Origin of the sequence: Vibrio sp. 10N.261.46.A3, assembly GCF_041472995.1 — a bacterium.
Classification (GTDB): domain Bacteria; phylum Pseudomonadota; class Gammaproteobacteria; order Enterobacterales; family Vibrionaceae; genus Vibrio; species Vibrio coralliirubri.
Genome location: NZ_JBFRRH010000149.1, coordinates 1 through 22,923, shown reverse-complemented (window position 1 = coordinate 22,923; position 22,923 = coordinate 1). Strand labels below are relative to the sequence as shown.

Below are 22,923 nucleotides of genomic sequence, written 5' to 3'. Positions count from 1 at the left end.
CGATTTAAAGACGCTTACAGAGAACCGGGGCTAGTTGGCGCGTCAGAGCCTGTGTGGAGATCATCGAGAAATGAACACATTTCCGACTTGCCGTTGCATTCTTACTGTAAAAATGGATAGCAGGTGAGAGATGAGAGAGCTAAACACTCAATAGTAAGTATGCTTGCCAGTTTCCCTTGCTGCATGGTTCACGTCTGAACACGAGCAGCAAGTTCAACCAATAACTATTGCAATAATGACATCGCAGAGTTAGGCAACTGTTTTGCTTGAGCAAGTATCGAAGTACCTGCTTGTTGCAGAATTTGTGATTTGGTCATTTGCGTCGTCTCTTTCGCAAAGTCCGTATCTTTGATTCGGCTGTTTGAAGCGTCTACGTTCTCTTGTACGTTTGCCAAGTTATTAATACTGTGGCTTAGACGGTTCTGTTTTGCACCCAAATCAGCACGCTGTGAATCCACGTACTTCATTGCAGAATCAATCACGCTAATAGCGTTCTGTGAACCCGCAACGCTGGTTAAGCTAACATCTTGAACAGAGGTTGCGCGGCCTTCACTCTTAATACCTAGCTCAGACGCTAGACCACCAGAGATAGACATTGCGCCTTCAAGGTCAGGTTCAGCAACGAATAGTTGAATACGACCATCATCAGTAACCGATGCGTTCACAAGATCAGACTGACCATTAATGTAAGTCGCAAGCTCTTCGATATCATCGCCCGCTTTGGTGTTGATATCTAAAACGATGTCTTCACCCGCTTTAGTTTTGAATTCGAACTTAAGATCGCGAGCTTGTGCAGGCACTTCCCAGCTCTTGTCTTTGCCGTTTTCAGAATCAAACGTTGTACCACCCATACGGAAGTCATCGGCACGAATGCTCGTCAGAGCCATGATCATCGCTTCACCAGAATTAGAACCAATCTGGAACGATGCTTCACCAAATGAACCGTTCAATAGACGACGGCCACCAAAAGATGTAGTTTCCGCGATACGGTTAAGCTCATCTTGAAGTGCCATAGACTCTTCGTTCAGTGCCGTACGCTCCGCAGGAGAGTTAGTGCCGTTTGATGATTGAATCGCTAGGTCACGCATACGTTGTAATACGTTGGTTGATTCGTTCATCGCGCCTTCTGCGGTTTGAGCAATTGAAATACCGTCATTGGCATTACGCATTGCTACATCAAGACCACGAGATTGAGCGGTTAAGCGGTTCGAGATTTGCAGACCCGCTGCATCATCTTTTGCGCTGTTAATCTTGTGACCCGATGACAAACGCTCCATAGAAGTCGCTAAGTCATTAGATGCTTTATTCAGGTAACGCTGTGCTGTCATAGCAGATACGTTAGTGCTTACATTGATAGCCATTTTGCTCTCCTTATGAGTTCGCAAAGTTTCTGCGAAGCGGCCAGCTTTACTCTCATATGGATAAGCACTGACCGTGTATTACTCGATAAACCCTATACAAGGTTTAAGATCTGTATTAATCATTTATAACCAACACAGATACAAGTTGTATGCCAAGTTTAATATCATATAAATAATTTTTTAATTATCTAAAAATCAGAAGCTTACAAACAACACTGCGCAATTATGATTTTCTAATATCAGAAGATGAAAAACATTCACCTTCCTTATTGCCGTTTTTTGCCGCTATTCTAGAAACATCATGCTTCGTACAAAAAAGCGGCAAACTGAGGCGTTATTCGCACGTATGGCATAGCACATACGGCAAGGAATCAACGCCATGGTGATCGACAAGCCACCATTAAATACCGATTGATCATTAAATATAGTTAAACAAGGTCAGGTCTTTGGTTTTGCCAAACGCTTGTTGAGAAGCCTGTAGTGCTCGAGAGTTTTCATTGAACTCAATGATCGCTTTCGAGTAATCCAAGTCTTCAAAGTTGCTTTTTGCTTTTGCTAAAGACAACTTAAAATCTTCATGTTGCTGCTCTTGAATATCCAGCGTACTTAAACGTGCACCAACATCGGTTCTTGCCTTGGTTAAATGAATAAACGCGGCATGGAACTCTTCGGTTACTTGGTGCAATTTCGCCGTCGCCGATGCATCCGGTACTGGGTTTTCAGCCTGTTCAGCGGCTTCTTTAAACGTATCAAAGATAGAGAATGTCTTTCTCGGCTCTAAGGTGATCGAGTCACCTTTCGTGATCTGGCCTTTAAGTTGGATATTCAGCCCTTCGTAGACAATGCCTGTCGAAGGATCAAAATCTTCCGCGGCGACTACTGTTCCATCTTTCTCAAGCTGGTAGGCGTAATTTCCGGTCTGCATATCCACAAACGTCACTTTGTACGTTGATGAATCTTTGGTTCTGTTGGTCGCGCGCTCCAGCAATAACTCAGAAGCAGACTCAAGTTCATACTGAGGCTCGTAGTCACCGAACGGGTTGTCTATTTCCATAAACATCTTGCTGCCCGGATCATTCATCGCCATTTCAAAGCTACTTGCCACACGCATCTTGCGTTGGTAGTCATCACCTTGATAAGTCACGTTTCCTTGATTATCTCGAAAGAAAGGCTGATTCTTTGGTTTAGTACCCGCAAATGTGTAGTTACCCGACTCATCTTGAGAGTTGGCTAAATGCAGGAAGTTATTCGCCAGTTCTTGAATTTCACGCTTCTTAGCTAAACGATCTTCTGGAGAAAGCGCACCGTTGATCATTTCCATCACGGTTCGTTTTGCTTCATCAGCAAAGCCTTCAGTGTTAGAAACCAATACCTCATGATGCTCAAGACGGTTTCTGACTAGAGTAATCGCATCTACATACTGTTTAAGCTGTTCTGACTGCTGACCAATGTTCTGCAAATAGTGCGTCGCTAATGGGTCATCACTTGGCGACTGTAACTTCTTACCCGAAGCAAGTTGCGCTTGGTTGTGATGCACCTTGTTCTCTTGACGGCGCAAGTCATTTTGTACCGACTGATAATTATGGAAGCTAGAGATACGATTCAACATTTATACCTTCCTATCTCAGAGCCAAAATAGTGTTAAACGTGTCATTGGCTGCTTGCATGATGCGTGAAGAAGCCATATACGCTTGCTGAAATTTCATCATATTTGCCGCTTCTTCATCGAGGTTTACTCCCGAGATAGAAGCAATACGTTCTTGAGCCGACTGTTTTTCTAATGTCGCAATATCACTCAGGCGATTTGCCGTTGAAGACTTCAAGCCCGTATTAGTATTCAAGTTATGATAAAGGTCTAAAATCGTAGACTCACCATCATTCAACAGCTTTCCTGTTTGAAGATCTTGCAGCTTACGCAGGTTACCGTTGTCACCTTCTGATGGGACAAGGTTTGCCGTAAACTTATCGTTTGCCACCGCGCCGGGTGTAAGCTCAAACGTTGTGCCGTTGATAGTCACTGGTCCTTGTGGCGGATACGGTTGCGGCTGCATTAAAATGTTGCCCTTCGGATCCGTCACAGCAAACTGCTCACCTTTTGGTGAGACAATCACTTCAAACTCACGCAATTGACCTGCTTCTAGGATTTTGAATCCCGCTGTACCCTTAGCAAACGTGGTCGATGCCTCATAACTTTGCGCGGCAATGTCTTTCGGGTCTTTGGTTTCCATCTGTATTTGAGCAGCAAAATTGCGCGTTGGACGCAGTAACAGCTTCCCTCCTAGTTCTGGAGGGTTACGTACTTCTACTCGCATGCCATCAAGATAAAAAGCACTACCGCTAGAGTCGGTCGCCATCTTAACGGTCTCACCGTTCGGCTTAGTCACGACATAGTCACTACCATCGTATTTCAGTCCATACTCACCGCCTTTTAAGGCAGAGGTATCATCAATGTATACCGCAACATCTGCTTTCGATTGCCCGCTAGCCGTGACACGAGATTTTGCCACCAGCTCTGAGTTCACGTCGGTAAACAGGTCCTTACCTACGTTGCCGTTAAGATCCAAACCTTGTTCTTGAAGACTATTGACCTCGTATGAAAACGCGGTCGCCAAACGACCAAGCTCATCCATGATTGCCGGGATATGTTCGTCACGCATGTCTAGCATGGCGCCGATTTTTCCGTCGATATCACTGCTGGTGATCGGTTTTAAAGACTTACCTTCAACAATCGCTAGGCGGCGCTGATGTGCATCGGGCAAACCATCAACCATTTTTAATTGGCTTGCTTCACTACCAGAGACCAAGGTGTGGCCATTACCAATATGGACATTAAACCCTTCGGCATTTGAGCGTGGTGTCACCGTGACTTTGGTGTAGCCAGAAAGCTCATTAATCAACTTTTCATGCTGATCTCGTAGGTCATTATGAGGCCCAGGAGTCCGCATCATTAAGCGCTGAACATCACGGATCTCGTACGCAAGTTGGTTAACTCGCTCGATACCCATATCTAATTTTTTATTTGTAGAATCAGACTGTTGACGAACCGTTTCATGGAATTCATTTAACGTCTTGCTGAGTAGTCCAGCCTTTTCTAGTACAACTTTTCGAGCACCGACATCATTCGGTGTATCGGCTAATGTTTTAACCGAATCAAACCATTCATTTAGGTTTTCTGGAATCTTCTTCGAAGCAACCGATGACAGCATACTCGACAGCATATCGAGGTTAGCTTCGGTGTCGCCTTTATTGGCGGCATTGGTTGTCGATAAGTTAAGTTCGTTGACGGCAAATTGGTCCCAAGAGCGGCGAACATTTTCCACATGCACACCCATACCGTAGCTTTGGCCACCGTATTGACGCGGGTCATTCACACCTTGAATCACAGATTGGCGGCTATAGCCCTCTGTGTTGGCGTTAGAAATGTTATGACCTGTGGTGTTTAGCTGTCTCTGAGCAGTAAGAACACTTTGTGCCCCTACATTCAGAAGATCCGACGCCATAATGCCCCCAAAAAACTTAACAAAATCAGGATAAACTGATTAACTACCAGTTTAAAAAGCAATATATGTGCCAATAGGGATAAGCGAGAGCTAAAAGACAATAATTAATTGAAGTGTAAGGAGATAACGACAGATTTCTCAGCAAACTTTGAGGTGGCAGATAAGAAAAAAGCCTGCCAATGGCAAGCTCCCGAGTACATTCAATAACGCTAGTTCATCTCGTCAATCTTGGCTTTCACTCGCAAAACCTTGTCTGCATAGTTAGGGTCGGTTGCGTAACCTGCTTGGTGAATACCTTTGATAAAATTCTCTGAGTTACCTTGATGCTGCAATGCCGTTTCGTATCTTGGGTTTTCGTTCAAGAACTTCACATAGTCGTTAAAGCTATCTTCAAAGTTTGAGTAAGAACGGAAAGAAGCCGACTCTTTAACGGCTGTTTTGCCATGGAACTCAAGCGTCTGCGTAGCGACCTTATCGCCCTTCCAACTTCTGTCTGCTTTGATGTTGAATAGGTTATTACTGTTGCCCAAAGAGTTCTTAACCATTTTAGAACCCCAACCCGTTTCAAGAGCTGCTTGTGCCAATAGTAGAGACGAGTCCACACCAAGCGCACTTGCCGCTTTTTCAGCGTAAGGCTTCATTGAGGTCACAAACGATTCTGGAGAATCAAAGGATACTGGCTGTTTTACTGCTTGCATATCTGTTGCTGACATAGCTTGCGCAGGTTGAACGTCTGACACTCGCTCTTCCGAACGGCCTGAGTATTGTGGTCTTTGCAATGAAGCATCAAAGCCTTCACTGCGAACTTTCTCTTCAGACGCATCGCTTGCTTGGCCTGCGCTTAGCTGAGCTACGATCATATCCGCAAGACCTAACGAACCTGAAGCGCTCAACTCACTCGCCATTTGGTCATCTTGCATCTGACGATAGAACTGCTCATTCTGGCTATTCAGCATATCCGACTTAAAGCTCGAGTTAGCATCGCGCATCGACTTAAACAACATCGAGGTGAAAATCGATTCAAACTGTTTTGCCGCAGCGGTTAATGCTTCTTTCTCGCTGCCTTCTTCACCATTTACCGCTTGTTGACGAAGGCGGTCTAGGCTACCGATATCGTGAATAAAGCCGATGTCATTGTTATTCTTAATCATGCTTTGCCCCTTTAGATAATGATCAACTGGCCTTCAATCGCACCCGCTTGTTTCAGTGCTTGAAGGATTGCCATTAAATCAGAAGGTGCAGCGCCCACTTCATTGACTGCGCGGACCAAATCGTCCAGCGTTAGGCCAGGTTCAAATTTGAACATCTTGCCATCGCCTTCCGTGATTTCGATATCAGAATCAGGAACCACTACCGTTTGGCCACCAGAGAATGCATTTGGTTGGCTTACGTTGAGATTTTCTTTGATTGCAACCGTCATACCACCGTGGGTGACCGCCGCCGCTCTTAGACGAACGTGCTTACCTACCACAATGGTACCGGTACGAGAGTTTACAATGATTTTTGCAGAGCCCTCTGCAGGATCAAATTCAATGTTTTCGATTGCCGACAGGAAAGCCACGCGTTGGCTTATTTCTCGAGGTGCGCGAACTTTTACAGAAGTCGCGTCAACCGCAGACGCCATTTGTGGACCTAAGAAGTTGTTAACCGCATCAGCCAAACGCTGAGCCGTTGTGAAATCAGATTGAATTAAGTTAAAGGTGATGTAGTCGCCACGGCCGAATGGGGTTGGTATCTCTTGTTCTACTGTTGCACCGCTAGAGATGATACCGACGTTAGGGTTGTTACCGACAATCTTGGAACCGTCGTTACCTTGCGCACTAAAGCCACTTACCACCAAGTTACCTTGCGCGACTGCATACACCTGACCGTCTAGACCTTTCAGGAAGGTCTGCAGCAAGGTACCACCACGAAGGCTTTTTGCTGAACCGATAGAAGAAACGGTTACGTCAACTTCCTGACCTTGCTTAGAGAATGCCGGAAGTTCAGCGGTAACAATTACTGCCGCTACGTTTTTGGTTTTTGGCTTAGTGCCGGGCGGCAATTGAATGCCAAAATTTTGCAGCATCGCGTTAAACGTTTGATCGGTAAAGGGAGTTGTCTCACCTGTACCCGGCAAACCAGTCACCAAACCATAACCGACAAGTTGGTTACTACGAACACCCGCCACTTTTGCCACGTCTTTGATCCGCGCAGCATGTGCACTGGTGGCAAGAAATAGCATGCCGAATAGTACGAGTGTTAGTTTTTTCATTGAGTAACCTGTCTGTATTGCTTTAATTTATAATAGCTTAGCTAAATATGGCTGCGTGATAGAGGCTGTCAGTATGTCGACACCCTCTCAAGCTCTACAGTGATACATTAAAGAATCGTGCCAAGAATCCAGGCTCTTGCATATCTTTCTGTACGCCAGTCCCTGAGTACTGAATTCGTGCGTTAGAAACACGGTTTGAAGCGATGGTATTTTCGAAGTCAATATCGTCTGGACGGATGGTGCCGCTTAGGCGGATGTACTCATCGCCGGTGTTCAGTGTCATCCACTTCTCACCACGAACCACTAGGTTGCCATTAGCTAATACTTCGATGACTTCAACGGTAATGTAGCCGCTGATGCTGTTACTTTGGTTGGCTGACGCATCACCCGCAAAGGTATTGGTGTTGCTCAGATCGTAAGAGAAGTTGTACTTGTCGATCGTCAGCTCTTGACCACCAACAGCCAGTGGCTCCATCGATGCATCATTCGACTTAGACATGTCTGCGTTGGCTTTTTTAGTCGCTCGAGTATTCTCATCTAGCGCCACAGTAATGATGTCACCAATACCACGCGGTTTTGAGTCGTCATACATGCTGCCAATGTGGTTCACATTGAACAGTGAGCCCGTTGCCGCTGCGTAATGCTCTGGTTTCTGCTTTGGGTTGATTGGCGCCCATGCAGGGTCACCAGCAATTGGGTCGGTTCTACCACGAAGCGTGTCAATAATGCCTGAGCTCTCTTCAGCCGACTTATCACCTTCCACAGCATCAACCACTGTGGTTGCATTTTCTTCTGCCGGAGTCTCAATCGGGTCCAGCACAGCACACCCCGACATAGACATAAACAAAGCTAAACAAAAAATACGTTTCATGGCGATATACTCTCAGCAGGCAGTGGTAAATGGGTCAATTAGCAAAAACAGATCGATTAATTAAAAAGTAAACGGCGAATAAACCAATTACAGCTGTTGGTTAACAAAGCTCATCATCTTGTCTACTGACGAGATAACTTTCGAGTTCATTTCGTATACACGCTGAGCTTCAATCATGTTTACCAGCTCTTCGGTTACGTTTACGTTCGATGTCTCTAGCATCGACTGGCGAATGTTACCTAGGCCATCAAAACCCGGAACACCCTCTTGTGGGTCGCCACTCGCGCCAGTTGGCAAGTAAAGGTTTTGACCTACTGGCTCTAGACCACCCGGGTTTACAAAGTCAGTAATGGTAATTTGACCAACCACGACGTTGTTTTGCTCACCACGTAGACGAACCGATACTTCACCGTCGTTACCAACCGTTACTGAGATCGCGTCTTCAGGAATCACGATTTCTGGTTGTAGAGGGTAACCTTGGCCCGACGTTACGATCGCGCCTTCACCGTTCAGTGTGAACTGACCATTGCGGCTGTAACCTGTTTCACCGTCTGGCATTTCAACTTGGAAGAAACCGTCGCCTTCAATCATCATGTCTAGGCTGTTAGACGTCGTTTGTGCATTACCGTGAGTGTGCACTTTTTGAGTTGCGACGACCTTAGAACCGGCACCCAGCATCAAACCACTTGGCAGCTCAGTATTCTGAGATGATTGACCACCCGGTTGATTAATATTCTGGTAGAACAGATCTTCAAATACCGCGCGACTCTTTTTAAAACCAATGGTCGAGGCGTTGGCAAGGTTGTTCGAAATCGTTGAGATATTGGTTTGTTGGGCGTCTAAACCCGTTTTACTTACCCATAATGCTGGATGCATAGCAATGTCCTTTAAATTCTATTAGCTCATACGAAGCAGTGAATCAGACGACTTGTCCATTTCCTCTGCTGTGCTCATCATCTTGACCTGCATTTCAAATTGACGTTGTAAGTCAATTAGGCTGGTCATTTCACCTACGGCATTTACGTTACTGCCTTCGATAGCACCTTTTAGCAACGTTACCGCTGCATCTGCTTCGTATGCCTGATCTGGGTTTTTCGAACGGAATAGACCATTCGTATCTTTAAACAAACTTTGGTTGTCTGGACGCACAAGCTTAATACGATCAACGACGGCCAATTCTTCAGCTGGAGCGCCTTGAGGAATCACCGAAATCGTACCGTCAGTACCAATTTCTACTTTACTGATTGGGATGGGCAGTGTGATTGGTGCATCGTTTTCACCTAGCACCAAATGGCCACTTGCATTGGTTAGCAAACCGTTTTGGTCAACCTTAAGGTTACCGTTACGCGTTAAACCTTCGCGGCCGGTGTTATCCATAACTGAAATCCAACCATCACCTTGAACGGTAACATCGAGATCTCGGCCTGTGGTAACCACACTACCTTGCGCGAAATTATGACCAGGACGCTCTGTCATGCTGAAAACACGAGTAGGCATGCCTTCGCCATACGCTTGCATTGAACGTGCTTGTGCTAAATCAGCACGGAAACCCGTTGTACTTACGTTGGCAAGGTTGTTTGCACGTAGTTGCAAAGCCTGCATATTTTGCTTTGCGCCACTCATGGCAAGAAACAGTGCGCGATCCATAATTTTGCTCCAAAAAATCATCTTCTAGAGCTTACAAAGCAAACACTGTGCCAATATTTTTAACTGTTATTTATCAATAATTTAAATAGAAAATGGACAAGGAGGGGTGATCATTAAAGGATCATTCAGAAAGAATTGTTGCCAGTGGCATTACCGTGCGGCAATAGGGGCGGCAAATAAGAAGACAAACAACAATACCCAATTCAATAACATTGAATTGGGTATTCGCAGATGATTCAAACGCTCGAAACGATTAACGAATCTGAAGAATATTCTGTTGTAGCTGGTTGTGTACTTCTAGAGAACGCGAGTTCGCTTGGAAGTTACGTTGAGCAGAAATCAAATCAACCAGTTCTTGAGTCATATCGATGTTCGACTGCTCTAGCGAGCCGTTGTTGATGCTACCAAATGAACCTTTGTTCGATTCACCCCAGATCTTATCACCAGAGTCGTTGGTAGAATCCCATTGAGTACCGCCTTTCTTATCCAAACCTTGCTCATTTGGTACACGAACCAAGCCTACACGGCCAAGCATCACGTTTTCACCATTTGAGTAAGTACCCAGAACACTGCCGTACTCATCGAAATCGATTTTTGTTAAGAAACCTGTTGTCGCACCATCTTCATCAAATTTAGTCAATTCAAACGGAGCGGCAAACTGAGTTGAAGAATCTAGACCAAACTTAAGCACTTGAGTTGGATCAGCACCGTTCAAGTCAATAGGGTTCGCACCAGCACCCAGTGGTTCCGAGTTAATCGGCTGACCATTGTTCAGGCTTGCTAACGTACCGTCATTGTTGAACTTCATAGTGTGACCAACATGACCTTGTGCATTCGTCGCATCACCACCAGTAATGTTGACCGGCTTTTCACCGTTCTCATCTGACATGGTGTAGTACGTTTGCCAAGTGTTTGGTTGAGTCTGATCTTTGAGGTAGTAAGTCGTTAACTTGTAAGACTGACCCATAGAATCGTATACCGTCGAAGACGTTGCACGGTTATAAGTATCAGCATCTTGGTAGTTAAATGCAGCCGGGTCTTTAAGATCACCGTTTGCAGGAAGGTTAACCCCTACTTCAATGTTTTCTGTCTGTTTTGGTTTACCAAACTCAGCAGGAATGTCGAGAGGCTTTGGCGCGTAAGAAAGAACTTCACCCGAGTTTGGATCAACATCGTAACCTAAAAGAAACTCATCGTTAGCGGTAACCATGTAGTTGTCTTTGTTTAAGTGAAATGCACCATTACGCGTTAATTCGTTAATCTCTGGCACCATGCGGTCTTTCGATACTGCAAAGAAACCTGTACCACTTACACGTAAGTCCATTGGGTTGTTCGTATAAATACTTGAACCTTCGTGGAACTGTTGCGCCACTTGGCTAGCTTGCGCACCGCCACCTGCCGTCGTTTTTGCGTTAGTGAACAACGAGCTTGAATAAACATCACCGAACTCGGCACGAGACTCTTTAAAGCCAAATGTGTTTGCGTTCGCAATGTTGTTACTGGTTGTATTCAGGTCTAATTGTGCAGCGGATAGGCCGCTTAAAGCTACATATGACATTCCATTATTCTCCTAATCTATCTAGCTAGCATAGTCACTCAATAAAGAGCTACGCTTTACCAACTTCTAGTACTTCAGCAAGTCGTACTGGCGATGTGAAACCAGCCAGATTGAGTAGTACGTTGCCATCGCCCTTACCAAGAAGCACACTGTTCACGTTCGCATAACTGGAAACTTGGAACTCTGTGTTCTCGCCATCCAGCAAACCTGACGCTTTCACGTTGTATTTACCGGCCGGCAATGGGTTACCGTCTTCGTCTTTTCCGTCCCATTCAACACGTGTATCACCAGATGGTTTAGAGCCGATATCAAATGTGCGAACTAATTGGCCAACTTCGTTCTCAACACGGACCATTACATTGTCCATTGCCTGAGGAAGCTTAACCATTGCCGCCATACCGCCATCACCGGGTTTTACACCTGCCGCACCAGGAACCAATACATCACGGCCAACCAAAGAGGATGCCTGAAGTGCTTGGTTAGAGGTCATTGATGAATTCAAGCTTTCAAACTGTGTATTCATTTTGCCAATGCCATCTACGGTCGCAAATGAAGCCATTTGCGCAATCATCTGGTCATTGCTAACCGGCTTGAAAGGGTCTTGTTGTGCTAGTTGCTTAGTCAACAAAGATAAGAAGTCTTCTTGTTTAAGATCCTGCTTACCTGTTGTTTCGTCGGGCTTCTTAGCGCCATCTTGAAGACTCTTCAGCTGGTCAACATAGGACAAGCCGCTTTGACCAACATTGTTGTTGATTCCAGCCATGTGCTACCTCCTTATCCTTATTGACCCATCTGCAGCGTACGCAGCAGCATTTGTTTACTCGAGTCAGCAACCTGTACGTTCGTTTGGTATGCACGTGATGCCGAAATCATGTTTGCCATCTCTTCCATAACGTTCACGTTAGGCTTGTAGATATAGCCTTCGTTGTTCGCTAATGGGTGATCCGGGTTGTACTCCGCGCTCAGCGGTTTATCGCTTTCTACAATACCTAGTACTTTCACAGGCACAGTGTGGTCACTGTTGCGTGCTTTATTTAACTCAGCGCCGAACACTGCGTGGCGAGCCTTGTAAGTTTCTTCAGCAGAACTACTTACACTGTCCGCGTTTGCAAGGTTGCTCGAGGTCGTATTTAGACGAACAGATTCAGCACTCATCGCAGAACCAGTCACATTGAATACATTAAATAAGCTCATCTAATTATTCCCCTTTAATCGCTTTAGTTAAATTCTTGAACTTACTTCCTAGGAAGTCGAGAGAGGCTTGATGCCTAATTTGGTTTTGCATGAAAAGGTTTCTTTCCAAATCCAAATCAACCGTGTTGCCATCTCCTGTATCAGGTTGTGTAGGAATTCGATACTTCGTTTCCCCATTCACCGTTGTTGAGGCAGAAATGTGCCGACCATCTGTACGGCTAAGACCAATGCTTGCCCCAGAACTTGCCGCTTGCAGTGATTTCTTAAAGTCTAATCCCTTTGCTTTATACCCAGGCGTGTTTGCTTGCGCGATATTGGTGGAAAGCACCTCAGCGTTACGCTCACGTACACCAACTGTGTGCTGGTGAATGCCCAAAGCATTGTCAAAAGAAATAGCCATGTAAACCTCAACTCAAGAACTGACTGTTATGAAATAACCAAAGCAATATATATACCAACTTTTGAAACAAGGCGGTCTATCAATACTTTTACAGGTTACTCGTGGGTAAACTTGCAATATACAAGCCAAAAAATAGAGTAAATTGGAATGTCACTCTGACTTAAAGATATAGCTTAAGCAGGAAAAAGAAAACCCAGCACTTGGCTAGGTTTTAAATTTAGACGGTAACCTTACACCTAATATCGGTGCCGCTCGTTACTTTAATTTGTAGATGATGCCTGGATTACAGCGAACCATTTCAAAACGATCGGTTAAGCCTGTTAACGATTCAGACGCGCCCAATAGTAAGTACCCACCAGGGTTCAGGCTATTTGCCATCTGGTTAAGTACCTTTGACTTCATATCAGGCGAGAAGTAAATCAGCACGTTACGACAGAAAATAATGTCGAACTTGCCTAACAATGCATAGCTGTCCATCAGGTTCTGAGGGCGGAAGTTCACCATGCGCTTGACGTTATCTTTCACTTTCATACGGCCATCGCCCGCATCTTCAAAGAAAGTACGACGGCGCTCTGGAGAAAGTCCACGTCCCAATGCAAGGTTGTCGTAAGCGCCAGTACGGCACATATCCAACATACTTGCTGAGATGTCAGTTGCGGTAATCGATACATTTGGCAGCATACCTGGCTTACGAGCTTGAGTTTCAAGAATCGTCATTGCCATTGAGTATGCTTCTTGGCCTGAAGAGCTTGCCGCAGACCAAATCTTAATAGGACGTTTATTTGCCGCTATTTCCGGTAGAAGCTTATCCGCCAGCACAGCAAACGGGTAAGTATCACGGAACCAAAGTGTCTCGTTCGTCGTCATGGCATCGACAGCAGCCACACGCAGCTCACGGTTTCGACCTGTTACTACATCTCTCAACAAATCAGATAACGAAGCTAACTTAAACTTCGTTACTAATGGGCTTAGACGACTGCGTACTAAATACTGCTTGCTGTCACCTAATACAATGCCACATTGAGATTCTAAGAAACGGCTGAAATCGCGATACTCTTGATCACTTATTGTTATAGCAGTCATTAATGTCTCTTTTAGTTAGTTAACGCAGCTTTTACCGCTGCACCAAGCTCATCCGGGTTGAATTTAGCGATGAAGGAGTTAGCTCCAACACGCTCAACCATGGCTTGGTTAAATACACCACTCAACGATGAGTGTAAAATTACGTATAAATCTTTAAGTTCGGCGTGACGACGAATCTCGGCAGTCAGCGTGTATCCATCCATTTCTGGCATTTCGATATCAGAAATCACCAATGAAATCTGATCGTAAATACTGCCTTCTGATGACATCTGCATCAGCTTCTCATAGGCTTCTTTACCATCCTTCACCGAGATAACTTCAAAACCAATCGACTCAATAGCACGCTGAACCTGCTTACGAGCAACGGTCGAGTCATCAGCAATCAAGATGCGGCGAACCAGTTCTTTCTCTTGTTCTACTTTCGCAATATCTTCAGCAATCTTGCTGTCCATTGTTTCATCAACAGGAGAAATTTCTGCAAGGATCTTCTCAACATCAAGAATTTCTACCAATTCATTATCAATGTTGGTTACCGCTGTCAGGTAGTTAGCTCTACCTGCGCCATCTGGCGGCGGAAGAATCGATTCCCAGTGCATGTTAATAATGCGCTCTACTGAACTTACCAAGAAACCTTGAATGGTTCGGTTAAACTCAGAGATAACCACAAAACACTTTTCAACATCCGTTGTAGGACGGCCACCAATCGCTAAGCTCAAGTCGATCACAGAGATCGTTTGGCCACGAATGTGTGCTACACCTTTAACCAGTGGGTTCAAGTTTGGCATCTTTGTCAGCTTAGGGCATTGAAGCACTTCTTTTACTTTAAAGACATTAATGCCGTAACGCTGACGCCCCATTAGGCGAAAGGTTAGTAATTCTAATCGGTTTTGACCGACGAGTTGCGTACGCTGATTCACCGAATCAAGAATACCCGTCATGAGCTCATCTCCATATCAAACTTTTTTGTATAAAAAGTGTTAGTCTACTGCAGGCTACGAACCACCAGAGAAACGGAATGACGTATTATAAAACAAATTTGCCACCTCTTTCCATAGCAATGTGTAGAGCTACTTTTAAAACTGTCGCTAAGTTTATCGGCATTTTATCAATATTGTTTAGTTTTTTTGTACAAGCTGCGACCCCAGAACAAATTGAGATGATTCAGTCTGCAGCGGAGCAACATATCCTTGATACGGTTGAGCAGCCACAAGGTGGCGAACTCTTTGTTAATTCCGCAAATGTTGACTCAAGAATCAAAGCGACAGACTGCCCAGTGCCTTTAGAGACCAGCGCTTCAACGACCACCAATACCCGCAGCAGTATTACGGTTTTAGTGCAATGTGTTCCTGATGAGTGGCGAGTTTATGTACCCGTTCGCCTTTCGATGTCGGTGCCTCTTGTCACCACCACTCGCTCACTCGCGAGAGGCGAAATCGTCGGTCAATACGATGTCACCACCGCTATGATTTCTCTTAACAAGTTTCGTCGCCAAGGTTTCACAGCTCCACATCAGGTCATCGGCGCTAAGGTAAAAAAGAACCTAAGACCGGGTGATGTTGTAGAAAGAGGTGATATCTGTGTCGTGTGCCGAAACGAGAAGGTTATCATACAGGCAGTAAAAGGTGGCATGACCATTACCACCAAAGGAACTGCGCTTACCGATGGCTCTATGGGTGATCAAGTAAGAGTGAAAAATGATAAATCACAGCGTATAATTGAAGGGATTGTTACCAGCATGTCTGAAGTCACGGTTTACTTTTAACTCTTTACTTCAAAATTGACGGTATCGTTAGCGATTTCACCCTCAACTCTAACGCCAAATATACTGGCTGCGGTGTTTTGTCCCTTTTCGACTATTGAGCTAAAAATTGCTAAAGTATTCGAACCCTTGGTCGATATTGACTGTACAGGTTCCCATTTTTGAAAAAAAAGGCTTAACTATGGCAGGCATTGATAATATTCGTTCAGGGCAAACCCTAACGACCACTAACCGATCAGCAGTACGCTCTGATTCTAGTTCTGAGGCATCACGCTCTGATGTATCAACTAAATCACCAGCAAGCAAAGATGCGGTTTCACTGAGCCAACAAGGCAAAGCGATTGGTCAGCTTCACCAAGATATGGCAGCACAGCCAAGCTTTGATTCTGTGAAAGTAGCAGCGATCAAAGAAGCAATTGCGAACGGTTCATACACTGTCGATCCAGAAAAACTGGCAGACAACATGATCAAGTTCGAAGATGAATTAAAAGGTCTTTAAGTCAGCACTCACTTTTGATTGAAGTGATTGTCTTAAAGCACACGAGGTTATAAATAGGTTTACGTTATGGCGGCACTAGCAGATTTAGTTAATTTCCAACTTCAAAATGCCAAAGCCTTATCTGAATTATTAAGTTCAGAGAAAACCGCTATTACGAGCCGACAATCAAACGATATTGAGCGAATCGCCAAAGAAAAAGTGGTCCTAGTTGAACAACTAAGATCAACCGATCAGCGAATCGCAGCCCATACCAATATCTCAGAGCTGACCGAGAATCCTGAACTTGCTCAGTTAGTCACTAAGATCCAGTCCATAGTGCACGATTGCCAGCAAGCGAACCTTGTGAATGGCGAAGCCTTGAATCGAGCGCACCTTAGCTTCAAAAAACTCAGCAATATGATGCAGCAAAGCCACGGGAAAATTGGCATGACCTACAATGCCGGTGGTCAAACGCATACGATTTCTACGCTGGGAACCAACGTAAAAGCATAATTAAGCCCCCTGTCTTCAATAATATCTTTAGTCACCTTCCTGCTCGTACCTGTATCTGTGTCTCAGCTTATCCTTAGCATGATATCCGTCAAAGCTCCTACTAGATCGGTAAATGTGCCGAACGAATTAATAAATACAAAAAAGCGGCAAGTATTTTCATACTTGCCGCTTATGATTCATATCAGTTATTAGTTGCCGATACGCCATCTGGAAAACGAGAGCAGCCAATATAACTGGATAATCCTATAACTAGATGATCATTAGGCTAGAACAACGTTTGTTGTCTCTTTTCAGGTACAGGCTGAACTTCACCGTAATTACGTAGCTGTTCCATCTTACGGATATCAAGCTGAAGCTCTGTTACATAGCTGTCACCCACTGGGTAGCTGCGTACCACTTCTGCACCGCGGATTACACCATCAACCGCACCAGAAGTACGTTCTGTACCAAGGCGTTGATCTTCCAGCTCTGCGCGACCACTCACTCGCATACCATAGACTTGTTCAGCAAGTTCACGATAGGCGTCGATCTTGGAAGCTCTCATCGCACGGATACGTCTTTCTTCATCGTTACGTCCCTTCTGCTCACTGATACTCGCGTAGCCAACGGCAACCAAGTAGTCGTCTGGCCTCATGTTTTGCAGTGGCTGACAGCCAACAAGCAGTAAAGCAGCAACAACAAATATTAACTTCTTCATCTCGAACTCCTAAGGGCGAAGAATAACAGTATAAGGCTGGCTGATCGTTGGATCAGAACGAATAATAACGCCATCTTGAGTTCGAATACTGTTTAGAGTATCTAGGTCACGACCAATACGGTCTGCAGGCAAGAAGCCTTGTGCCGTCGCCACGACAATGCGAGTTTGCATGCCAACTACACGAGCATTGACTAACACACCACCTTCTTGGCGAAGCATAGTGCCTGTCAGTACGTACTGTACGTCTTGTTCTTGAGCTAAGTCTTTCCAATCGCGGCTTAACGCAAAATCCCCCTGGTGGGTCACTTGAATAGAACCTGTTGTTTTGAAATCAACAACCTTGAAGCCACGACGCTGAAACTGATGAATGAAACCTTCTGATACCGAGTTTCCTAGCCAGTTCGTTGTGTCCATGTGTTGCAGGTCAACAAACGACGTAATCGCTATCGGAGTTCTTGCTGAGATACTCGTATTCGAAATGATCAGATCTTCGGTCATACTTTCCACGAAGAAATCCATGGTATGACGAGGGCTATCCATCAACATAAACTGACTGCCTGAATATTCAGACTTGCCGTTATAGATTGGCGAATAAGCGCATGAGGTCAATAACATGACACTCATTACTACGAGCCATTTTTTCATTCTCTTATCTCCAGATAGGTTTAGTGCTCCCTGTTCCAATATGTTCTCACCATTATTCTTTTCAATGGATTACAATGTTGGAACAGTCTTTGCTTTTCATTAATGGTTCAGATTAAGAAAAACGCACTTAAGTCAGCTTCAAGCTTATAGTTATTTGTTAAGCAATATTTATACCCAACTGGTAACGAATAGATGAAAAAAATAATTTCTTACTTATTTTCAATAAGTTCACTGATAACCATAAGCTTCAGTGCTCATGCCTCGTGGTATGAAGTTACCGGTACCGCAGCCATCGTATCGTCAGAGAGCGCCGCAAGGGTCCATGCTTTGGAAGACGCGGTATATAAAGCGATCCAGTTCTCAGGAGCCGACATTGGTAGCATTGCCAACCTCACGCCCTACCTCGACGCAAACAAGAAAGAGTTTCAATTTACCAATCATGAAGTGCGTTACATCTTGGTAGAAAAAGAGAAAAAACGCAGTGGCAATATAATGATCACCGCAAGGATCGACATCTACCCTTCGGCAAATGCTTGCCATGAGAGCCAATACAAGAAGACATTTTTGGTCGGCAACATTGATGTGACCTCCCCACAGCAAGCTGTAATGGGCAGAATCTATAACATTGGTGATGATTTTGGTCATGTCGTGGATCGACAGCTGGCACAAGAGTCTCGCAGCTTTGTTTCCGTTGGCACGACCAATTACGACATCGACAAACGTCGACCTGAGGTGATCAAGATGATCGCCCAAGACACTGGCGCGCAGTACATCATTGGTGGTGACATTACCGATTTAACCGCGACCATCGAATCCAAGCTTTTGAAAGACGACATCATCAATCGTCAGTTTGCGTTAGAGATGCAAGTCTTCGATGGCAAAACAGGACATCAGGTTTACAACCGCAGCTATCGTGAAGTGGCAAAGTGGCCATTTGCTAAGACCAGTGAAGTGGACACCCGCAGTGCTCGTTTCTGGGCATCAACCTACGGCAGTATGATGCTGCGTGTTAGCCGCAATATTATGTTGGACTTGGAATCTGAAGTGTCATGTAAGATCACACTTCCAGAGGTGGCAGCGGTATTTGGTAACACGGTGACCATTGATTTAGGTCGAATGCATGGCGTTCAACAAGGTGACAAGCTGCAACTGTGGCACACCGGTTCGTTTATCGACCAACGTGGCTTGCCACGTAATAAGGTATCTCAAAGCGATATCACACTGACGGTTTCTCGCGTTTATGAAAACGAAGCAGAACTGACGATCGACCAACCAAGCCTTGCAGGAAGCATTCAAATTGGTGATGTGATGCAGAAAATCATGTAGTTAGCGACACGCCCGTCTCATAGTTTCTAATAAAGCCTTAGCACTTTTGTTAAGGCTTTATTTTTTTCATGGGTATTAGTTTCGGTTTTGCAGTATTTGGCGTAATCTTATTAATAACATAATCATCACTTAGCAAACTATGAGTCAGAATAATCTAATTGGTGCTACCGGTTACCGCTTTATCTCGAAAGGTAAAACCGCTTTTAAGATCCACATTCATACTCCCGAAGATACGGTGTTGCATCGATCGGTCGGTTTTGTTCGTATGGGTGAAGACAAAGCACTCAAGAAAACCATTAAATTAAGAGATGAACTGGGCAGACAGCTTTGGGGCAAGTTTTGGCCCAAAGTCCTCAAAGAGCCCTACCTGATGACGCGTCTACCTCATAGTCTAGAACCCAAAATTGTATTTAAGCCAAATCCAACTCAGAGTGATCCTGAACACCGCGACGAGTGTTACATCGCTAAGTGGCGTGTATTCTCAGAAAACGGCGACTACAAATACAAAACTAAGGTGTGTTCCATCAGAAAGCACGGCAGACTTGCCGCCTATAGCCAAACTAAACGCGCCCTGCTTGATGCCCACAAAGACGTGATTGATCTGCTTGTCTTTATGGGACGATTGAACAGCATCGACCTGAAGTAGCCTGGAGTGCAATTAGGTTGATTTCCCATATTGTTCACATACAAAAACAGCCGCACATTGCGGCTGTTTTTATTTTTAGATTAGTCACCTAGCGCTTTAGCATTTTATCTACACGCTAAATCGACCATCTAGCTTCGGCATATCTCTGCCAATGTCGTGAGTCGGCGCTTAGACTCTTTCACATAAGGGTTGGCTTGATCCCATGCGTAACCCGCCAGAATTGAGCACACCATCTGCTTAATCTTTGGGTTTGGATCTTGATAAAAAATCACATCCTGCAAAGTACCTGAGTACCACCCCTCAACATACGTTCTAAAGGTGTTTACGCCAACCATCAACGGATCGGCATAATCGCGCTCCCAATCGACGTGTTCACCGTTAAGCTGCTTTTCAACACACTCAACCGCAAACTGAGCTGACTTCATCGCAATCGTCACGCCGGATGAAAATACGGGGTCAAGAAACTCACCGGCATTACCCAGCAGCGCATACTTGTCTGTTGCCAGGTGCTTTACGTTGGCAGAATAACCACCGATTTCGCCCGCAGGGTTCGGATACTCTGCATTTGCCAGTATCTCAGCCAAACCCGGCTCTTCTGTTGCCAGTTGCTTAATCGCGGCAATCTTATCTTGTGGGTATGATTCAAAGAACTTAGGCTCCCCGACAATACCAAACGAAGAAACACCGTTACTAAACGGGATCAACCAATACCAAACATCAGGATTAGTTGGGTGCACTGAGATCAAGATCTTATTGCGGTCATATTCAAGGTCGGTATCAACCTCTGCAATATGATCGTTAATGTGCGTAAAAATAGCTTTGCGTGGAGGAAGTGATGACGGCTCTTCCAAGTTAAGCATTTTCGGTAGCACTCGGCCAAAACCACTGCCATCTAAAACGTATTGCGCTTCTAGCTGATAGCGCTCTCCATCCAACACTTGCACATCTAAGATGGTGCTGTCGTCGGTGAAAGTAATACCCATCAACTCATGTTGGTAATCAATGCTGACACCCTGCGACTCAGCCGTATCTGCCAAAACCTTATCAAAGGCACCTCGCTGAACCTGAAACGTGGTTCCTGGACCAGAAGAGAACTTGTCTTCAAAATTGAACGCCGTATAAACGCCATTTTTGCGAAAGGCTGCGCCATCTTTATATTGGAAGTTGGCGTTGATTACTGCGTCAGTCATCCCAGCCTGTTCAATCACTTCCATACAAGCTGGTAATAGGCTCTCACCAATAGAAAAGCGAGGGAATACGCTCTTTTCAATCACTCGAACATCGATGCCTTTTTTATGAAGCAAAGACGCTGCAATTGAACCTGACGGCCCAGCTCCGATAATCACCACTTGAGTTGATAGTTTTTTCATTATTTAAGCCATGTTTGTTATTTTTATTGCGCGCCAGCTTTCAATTCAAGAAGCGTGTGACCAAGACCGATATCGTCGGTGCGAGTTACCACTTCAAAGCCCGCTTCTTCAACGATCTCTAAGAAATCTTCACTGCGGTAAAAACGGCTGTTGCCATTTGCCAAGCAGGTAAAGTAGAGAGACGTCGCGTTTAAGCTATAAGAAGCCGCATCGTATTTCTGTGCATCCCAAAACAGTTCAAGGATATAGACAGTCGCGTCTTCTGACATATGAGAGCGAACACGCTTTAATATACTCAGAATCTCCATGGGCGAGAAGCAATCAAGGAACTGGCTCATCCACCACACATCCGCGCCCATTGGCAGCGCTTGCTGCTTATCCAACATATTCGCTGGGAATGGCGTTACTCGGTCTTGATGACCATGCTGCGTTGCGTTTGCCATTGCCATTTCTAACTGCTGTGGCAAATCAACAATCGTCACTTCAACATCAGAATTGTGGTTGCAACACTGCATTGCCCACTTGCCTGTATTGCCGCCAATATCCACCAGCGATTTAGGCTTCTTACTGAAGACTTTTTCAAGTAATACTGGGAACGAGCGATCAGAATAGAAGTGATCGAACTTGAACCAGCTCTCTTTTGCTTTTTCTGGCAATTGAGACAAGCCTTGATAAATGGTTTCCCAATCTCCAAGCTCTTTCAAGCCAGCAGGTGTGCCCTCTTCAATCGCTTCGGTTAGATGCATCATCGCGGCGTAACAAACATCGGCCGTAAAATCCATGTTTGCGTTGGTCATGCCATCGTGCAGAAGGTAGAAGCCAAGGTTGGCCATTTTGTAGTTAGGTTTGTCCCAAGTAACAATATGCGCACTTAACGCCATATCGAGCAGGACTTTCACGCCGTACTCAGAGACACCAGTTGATTCAGAGATCGACTCTGCTAGCAAACCCTCGTTGCCCGCGTCATCTAACGCTTTCAAGATGCCTAAATCACGAAGTGTACGAGCAGTATGAAAAACAATAGGAGCGAACGACAATTTCTGCGCTTCTGTTTTTGCTTCTAATGCGTTGAATGGATCTAATTTATATTCCGACACGAAAAACCTAACTTTAAATAATAGAGAGTTACTCAGCTGCCATTTGTGCAAGCTTACGTTTAATATCAACGTTTAAGTTATTAACCCAACGGTTGTAATTACGGTGTATTTCACCATCGTCGTACTTCAAATTCTCTGACTCAACGTAAAGAATAGAGTAAAACTTATCACTATAAGGAATTTCAACCACAGCGTGGTGCGAACGAACATACAACTCAGCACGTATCAAGCCAGGCTTTATTTCTGAAACCAACCAGCCTCGATTTTCAGCCGATTCATAAATAGCTGATTTAACCTGTTTACTTTGAAGATTCAGTGCAACTGGAGTATCCTCAACATTCATTACAGGTTGGACGCGTCCACATCCTGCAAGAACGAATATGAATAACATTGAAACCGCTATTTTCAGTAATTTCATTTAAATTCCTTATCTGTGTTTATTTATAAGCGCGCATAGTATTTAGTTAGACCCAAAGCAAATCAATACTCTATGTCAAATCAATCCCACGGCAAGATCATTATAA

At 44.8% G+C, this 22,923-nt stretch carries 24 protein-coding genes; 5 read left to right on the top strand and 19 right to left on the bottom strand.

Features of this window, described 5'->3' with window-relative positions; genetic code table 11:
• Positions 1-224: 224 nt before the first annotated feature.
• The 14 genes from AB4484_RS25115 to AB4484_RS25050 all read right to left on the bottom strand — a co-directional run bounded on the left by AB4484_RS25115 (position 225) and on the right by AB4484_RS25050 (position 14,806).
• Positions 225-1,361 (bottom strand): flagellin, encoded by a 1,137-nt coding sequence (locus AB4484_RS25115; protein WP_048615757.1) that lies wholly within the window; start codon positions 1,359-1,361, stop codon positions 225-227.
• A 418-nt stretch (positions 1,362-1,779) separates the two neighbouring features.
• Positions 1,780-2,970 (bottom strand): flagellar hook-associated protein FlgL, encoded by a 1,191-nt coding sequence (flgL, locus tag AB4484_RS25110; protein ID WP_372080877.1) that lies wholly within the window; start codon positions 2,968-2,970, stop codon positions 1,780-1,782.
• Between the two features lie 10 nt (positions 2,971-2,980).
• Entirely contained in the window at positions 2,981-4,861 is a 1,881-nt protein-coding gene (flgK, locus tag AB4484_RS25105; protein WP_372080876.1) for a flagellar hook-associated protein FlgK, read from the bottom strand.
• Positions 4,862-5,070: 209 nt separating this feature from the next.
• A complete protein-coding gene (gene flgJ, locus AB4484_RS25100) occupies positions 5,071-6,012 on the bottom strand; it encodes a flagellar assembly peptidoglycan hydrolase FlgJ (protein ID WP_372080875.1) in 942 nt (313 codons plus the stop codon).
• An 11-nt stretch (positions 6,013-6,023) separates the two neighbouring features.
• The gene (locus AB4484_RS25095) at positions 6,024-7,115 is read right to left on the bottom strand and encodes a flagellar basal body P-ring protein FlgI (RefSeq protein WP_017076828.1); all 1,092 of its coding nucleotides are present in this window, start codon (positions 7,113-7,115) and stop codon (positions 6,024-6,026) included.
• Positions 7,116-7,209: 94 nt separating this feature from the next.
• Positions 7,210-7,986 carry a flagellar basal body L-ring protein FlgH gene (gene flgH / locus AB4484_RS25090; RefSeq protein WP_372080874.1) on the bottom strand — a complete coding sequence of 259 codons (777 nt, stop codon included), beginning with the start codon at positions 7,984-7,986 and terminating at the stop codon, positions 7,210-7,212.
• Positions 7,987-8,073: 87 nt separating this feature from the next.
• Positions 8,074-8,862, bottom strand: a complete 789-nt coding sequence (gene flgG / locus AB4484_RS25085) for a flagellar basal-body rod protein FlgG (protein ID WP_017062259.1) — start codon at positions 8,860-8,862, stop codon at positions 8,074-8,076.
• Between the two features lie 21 nt (positions 8,863-8,883).
• Entirely contained in the window at positions 8,884-9,633 is a 750-nt protein-coding gene (locus AB4484_RS25080) for a flagellar basal body rod protein FlgF (RefSeq protein ID WP_019825277.1), read from the bottom strand.
• A gap of 253 nt (positions 9,634-9,886) precedes the next feature.
• Complete coding sequence (gene flgE, locus AB4484_RS25075) at positions 9,887-11,191, bottom strand: flagellar hook protein FlgE (protein WP_048611328.1); 1,305 nt, start codon at positions 11,189-11,191, stop codon at positions 9,887-9,889.
• 49 nt (positions 11,192-11,240) lie between these two features.
• A complete protein-coding gene (gene flgD / locus AB4484_RS25070) occupies positions 11,241-11,954 on the bottom strand; it encodes a flagellar hook assembly protein FlgD (protein ID WP_010439286.1) in 714 nt (237 codons plus the stop codon).
• 17 nt (positions 11,955-11,971) lie between these two features.
• Positions 11,972-12,385 (bottom strand): flagellar basal body rod protein FlgC, encoded by a 414-nt coding sequence (gene flgC, locus AB4484_RS25065; protein WP_019825280.1) that lies wholly within the window; start codon positions 12,383-12,385, stop codon positions 11,972-11,974.
• A gap of 4 nt (positions 12,386-12,389) precedes the next feature.
• Entirely contained in the window at positions 12,390-12,785 is a 396-nt protein-coding gene (flgB, locus tag AB4484_RS25060; protein ID WP_004736175.1) for a flagellar basal body rod protein FlgB, read from the bottom strand.
• Positions 12,786-13,040: 255 nt separating this feature from the next.
• Positions 13,041-13,868: a protein-glutamate O-methyltransferase gene (locus AB4484_RS25055; protein WP_004736174.1), complete on the bottom strand. Its 828-nt coding sequence runs from the start codon at positions 13,866-13,868 to the stop codon at positions 13,041-13,043.
• Positions 13,869-13,879: 11 nt separating this feature from the next.
• On the bottom strand, positions 13,880-14,806 hold the full coding sequence (locus tag AB4484_RS25050; protein ID WP_019825285.1) for a chemotaxis protein CheV: 927 nt from the start codon (positions 14,804-14,806) through the stop codon (positions 13,880-13,882).
• Between the two features lie 77 nt (positions 14,807-14,883).
• Between AB4484_RS25050 and flgA the strand changes: the two genes are divergently transcribed.
• From flgA to AB4484_RS25035, 3 genes are all read left to right on the top strand, one after another.
• On the top strand, positions 14,884-15,630 hold the full coding sequence (flgA, locus tag AB4484_RS25045; RefSeq protein WP_017064135.1) for a flagellar basal body P-ring formation chaperone FlgA: 747 nt from the start codon (positions 14,884-14,886) through the stop codon (positions 15,628-15,630).
• 178 nt (positions 15,631-15,808) lie between these two features.
• Complete coding sequence (gene flgM / locus AB4484_RS25040; protein WP_017062263.1) at positions 15,809-16,126, top strand: flagellar biosynthesis anti-sigma factor FlgM; 318 nt, start codon at positions 15,809-15,811, stop codon at positions 16,124-16,126.
• Between the two features lie 66 nt (positions 16,127-16,192).
• Positions 16,193-16,618 carry a flagella synthesis protein FlgN gene (locus tag AB4484_RS25035; protein ID WP_017064136.1) on the top strand — a complete coding sequence of 142 codons (426 nt, stop codon included), beginning with the start codon at positions 16,193-16,195 and terminating at the stop codon, positions 16,616-16,618.
• Between the two features lie 265 nt (positions 16,619-16,883).
• Here the strand turns inward: AB4484_RS25035 and flgP are convergent, their stop codons facing one another.
• Both flgP and AB4484_RS25025 read right to left on the bottom strand, forming a co-directional pair.
• Positions 16,884-17,315: a flagellar assembly lipoprotein FlgP gene (gene flgP, locus AB4484_RS25030; RefSeq protein ID WP_017062265.1), complete on the bottom strand. Its 432-nt coding sequence runs from the start codon at positions 17,313-17,315 to the stop codon at positions 16,884-16,886.
• Positions 17,316-17,324: 9 nt separating this feature from the next.
• On the bottom strand, positions 17,325-17,960 hold the full coding sequence (locus tag AB4484_RS25025) for a FlgO family outer membrane protein (RefSeq protein ID WP_017064137.1): 636 nt from the start codon (positions 17,958-17,960) through the stop codon (positions 17,325-17,327).
• Between the two features lie 192 nt (positions 17,961-18,152).
• Here AB4484_RS25025 and AB4484_RS25020 point away from each other — a divergent pair, with 192 nt between their 5' ends.
• Positions 18,153-19,286 carry a flagellar assembly protein FlgT gene (locus AB4484_RS25020; RefSeq protein ID WP_048615749.1) on the top strand — a complete coding sequence of 378 codons (1,134 nt, stop codon included), beginning with the start codon at positions 18,153-18,155 and terminating at the stop codon, positions 19,284-19,286.
• A 139-nt stretch (positions 19,287-19,425) separates the two neighbouring features.
• Entirely contained in the window at positions 19,426-19,932 is a 507-nt protein-coding gene (locus AB4484_RS25015) for a hypothetical protein (RefSeq protein ID WP_048611319.1), read from the top strand.
• A 128-nt stretch (positions 19,933-20,060) separates the two neighbouring features.
• Here the strand turns inward: AB4484_RS25015 and AB4484_RS25010 are convergent, their stop codons facing one another.
• The 3 genes from AB4484_RS25010 to AB4484_RS25000 are packed head-to-tail and all read right to left on the bottom strand — an operon-like array spanning position 20,061 to position 22,817.
• Positions 20,061-21,302, bottom strand: coding sequence for an NAD(P)/FAD-dependent oxidoreductase (locus AB4484_RS25010; protein WP_050651795.1), 1,242 nt, complete (start codon positions 21,300-21,302; stop codon positions 20,061-20,063).
• Positions 21,303-21,325: 23 nt separating this feature from the next.
• Positions 21,326-22,399, bottom strand: coding sequence for a methyltransferase (locus tag AB4484_RS25005; RefSeq protein ID WP_372080873.1), 1,074 nt, complete (start codon positions 22,397-22,399; stop codon positions 21,326-21,328).
• Positions 22,400-22,427: 28 nt separating this feature from the next.
• On the bottom strand, positions 22,428-22,817 hold the full coding sequence (locus tag AB4484_RS25000; RefSeq protein ID WP_019824137.1) for a hypothetical protein: 390 nt from the start codon (positions 22,815-22,817) through the stop codon (positions 22,428-22,430).
• Positions 22,818-22,923: the final 106 nt, after the last annotated feature.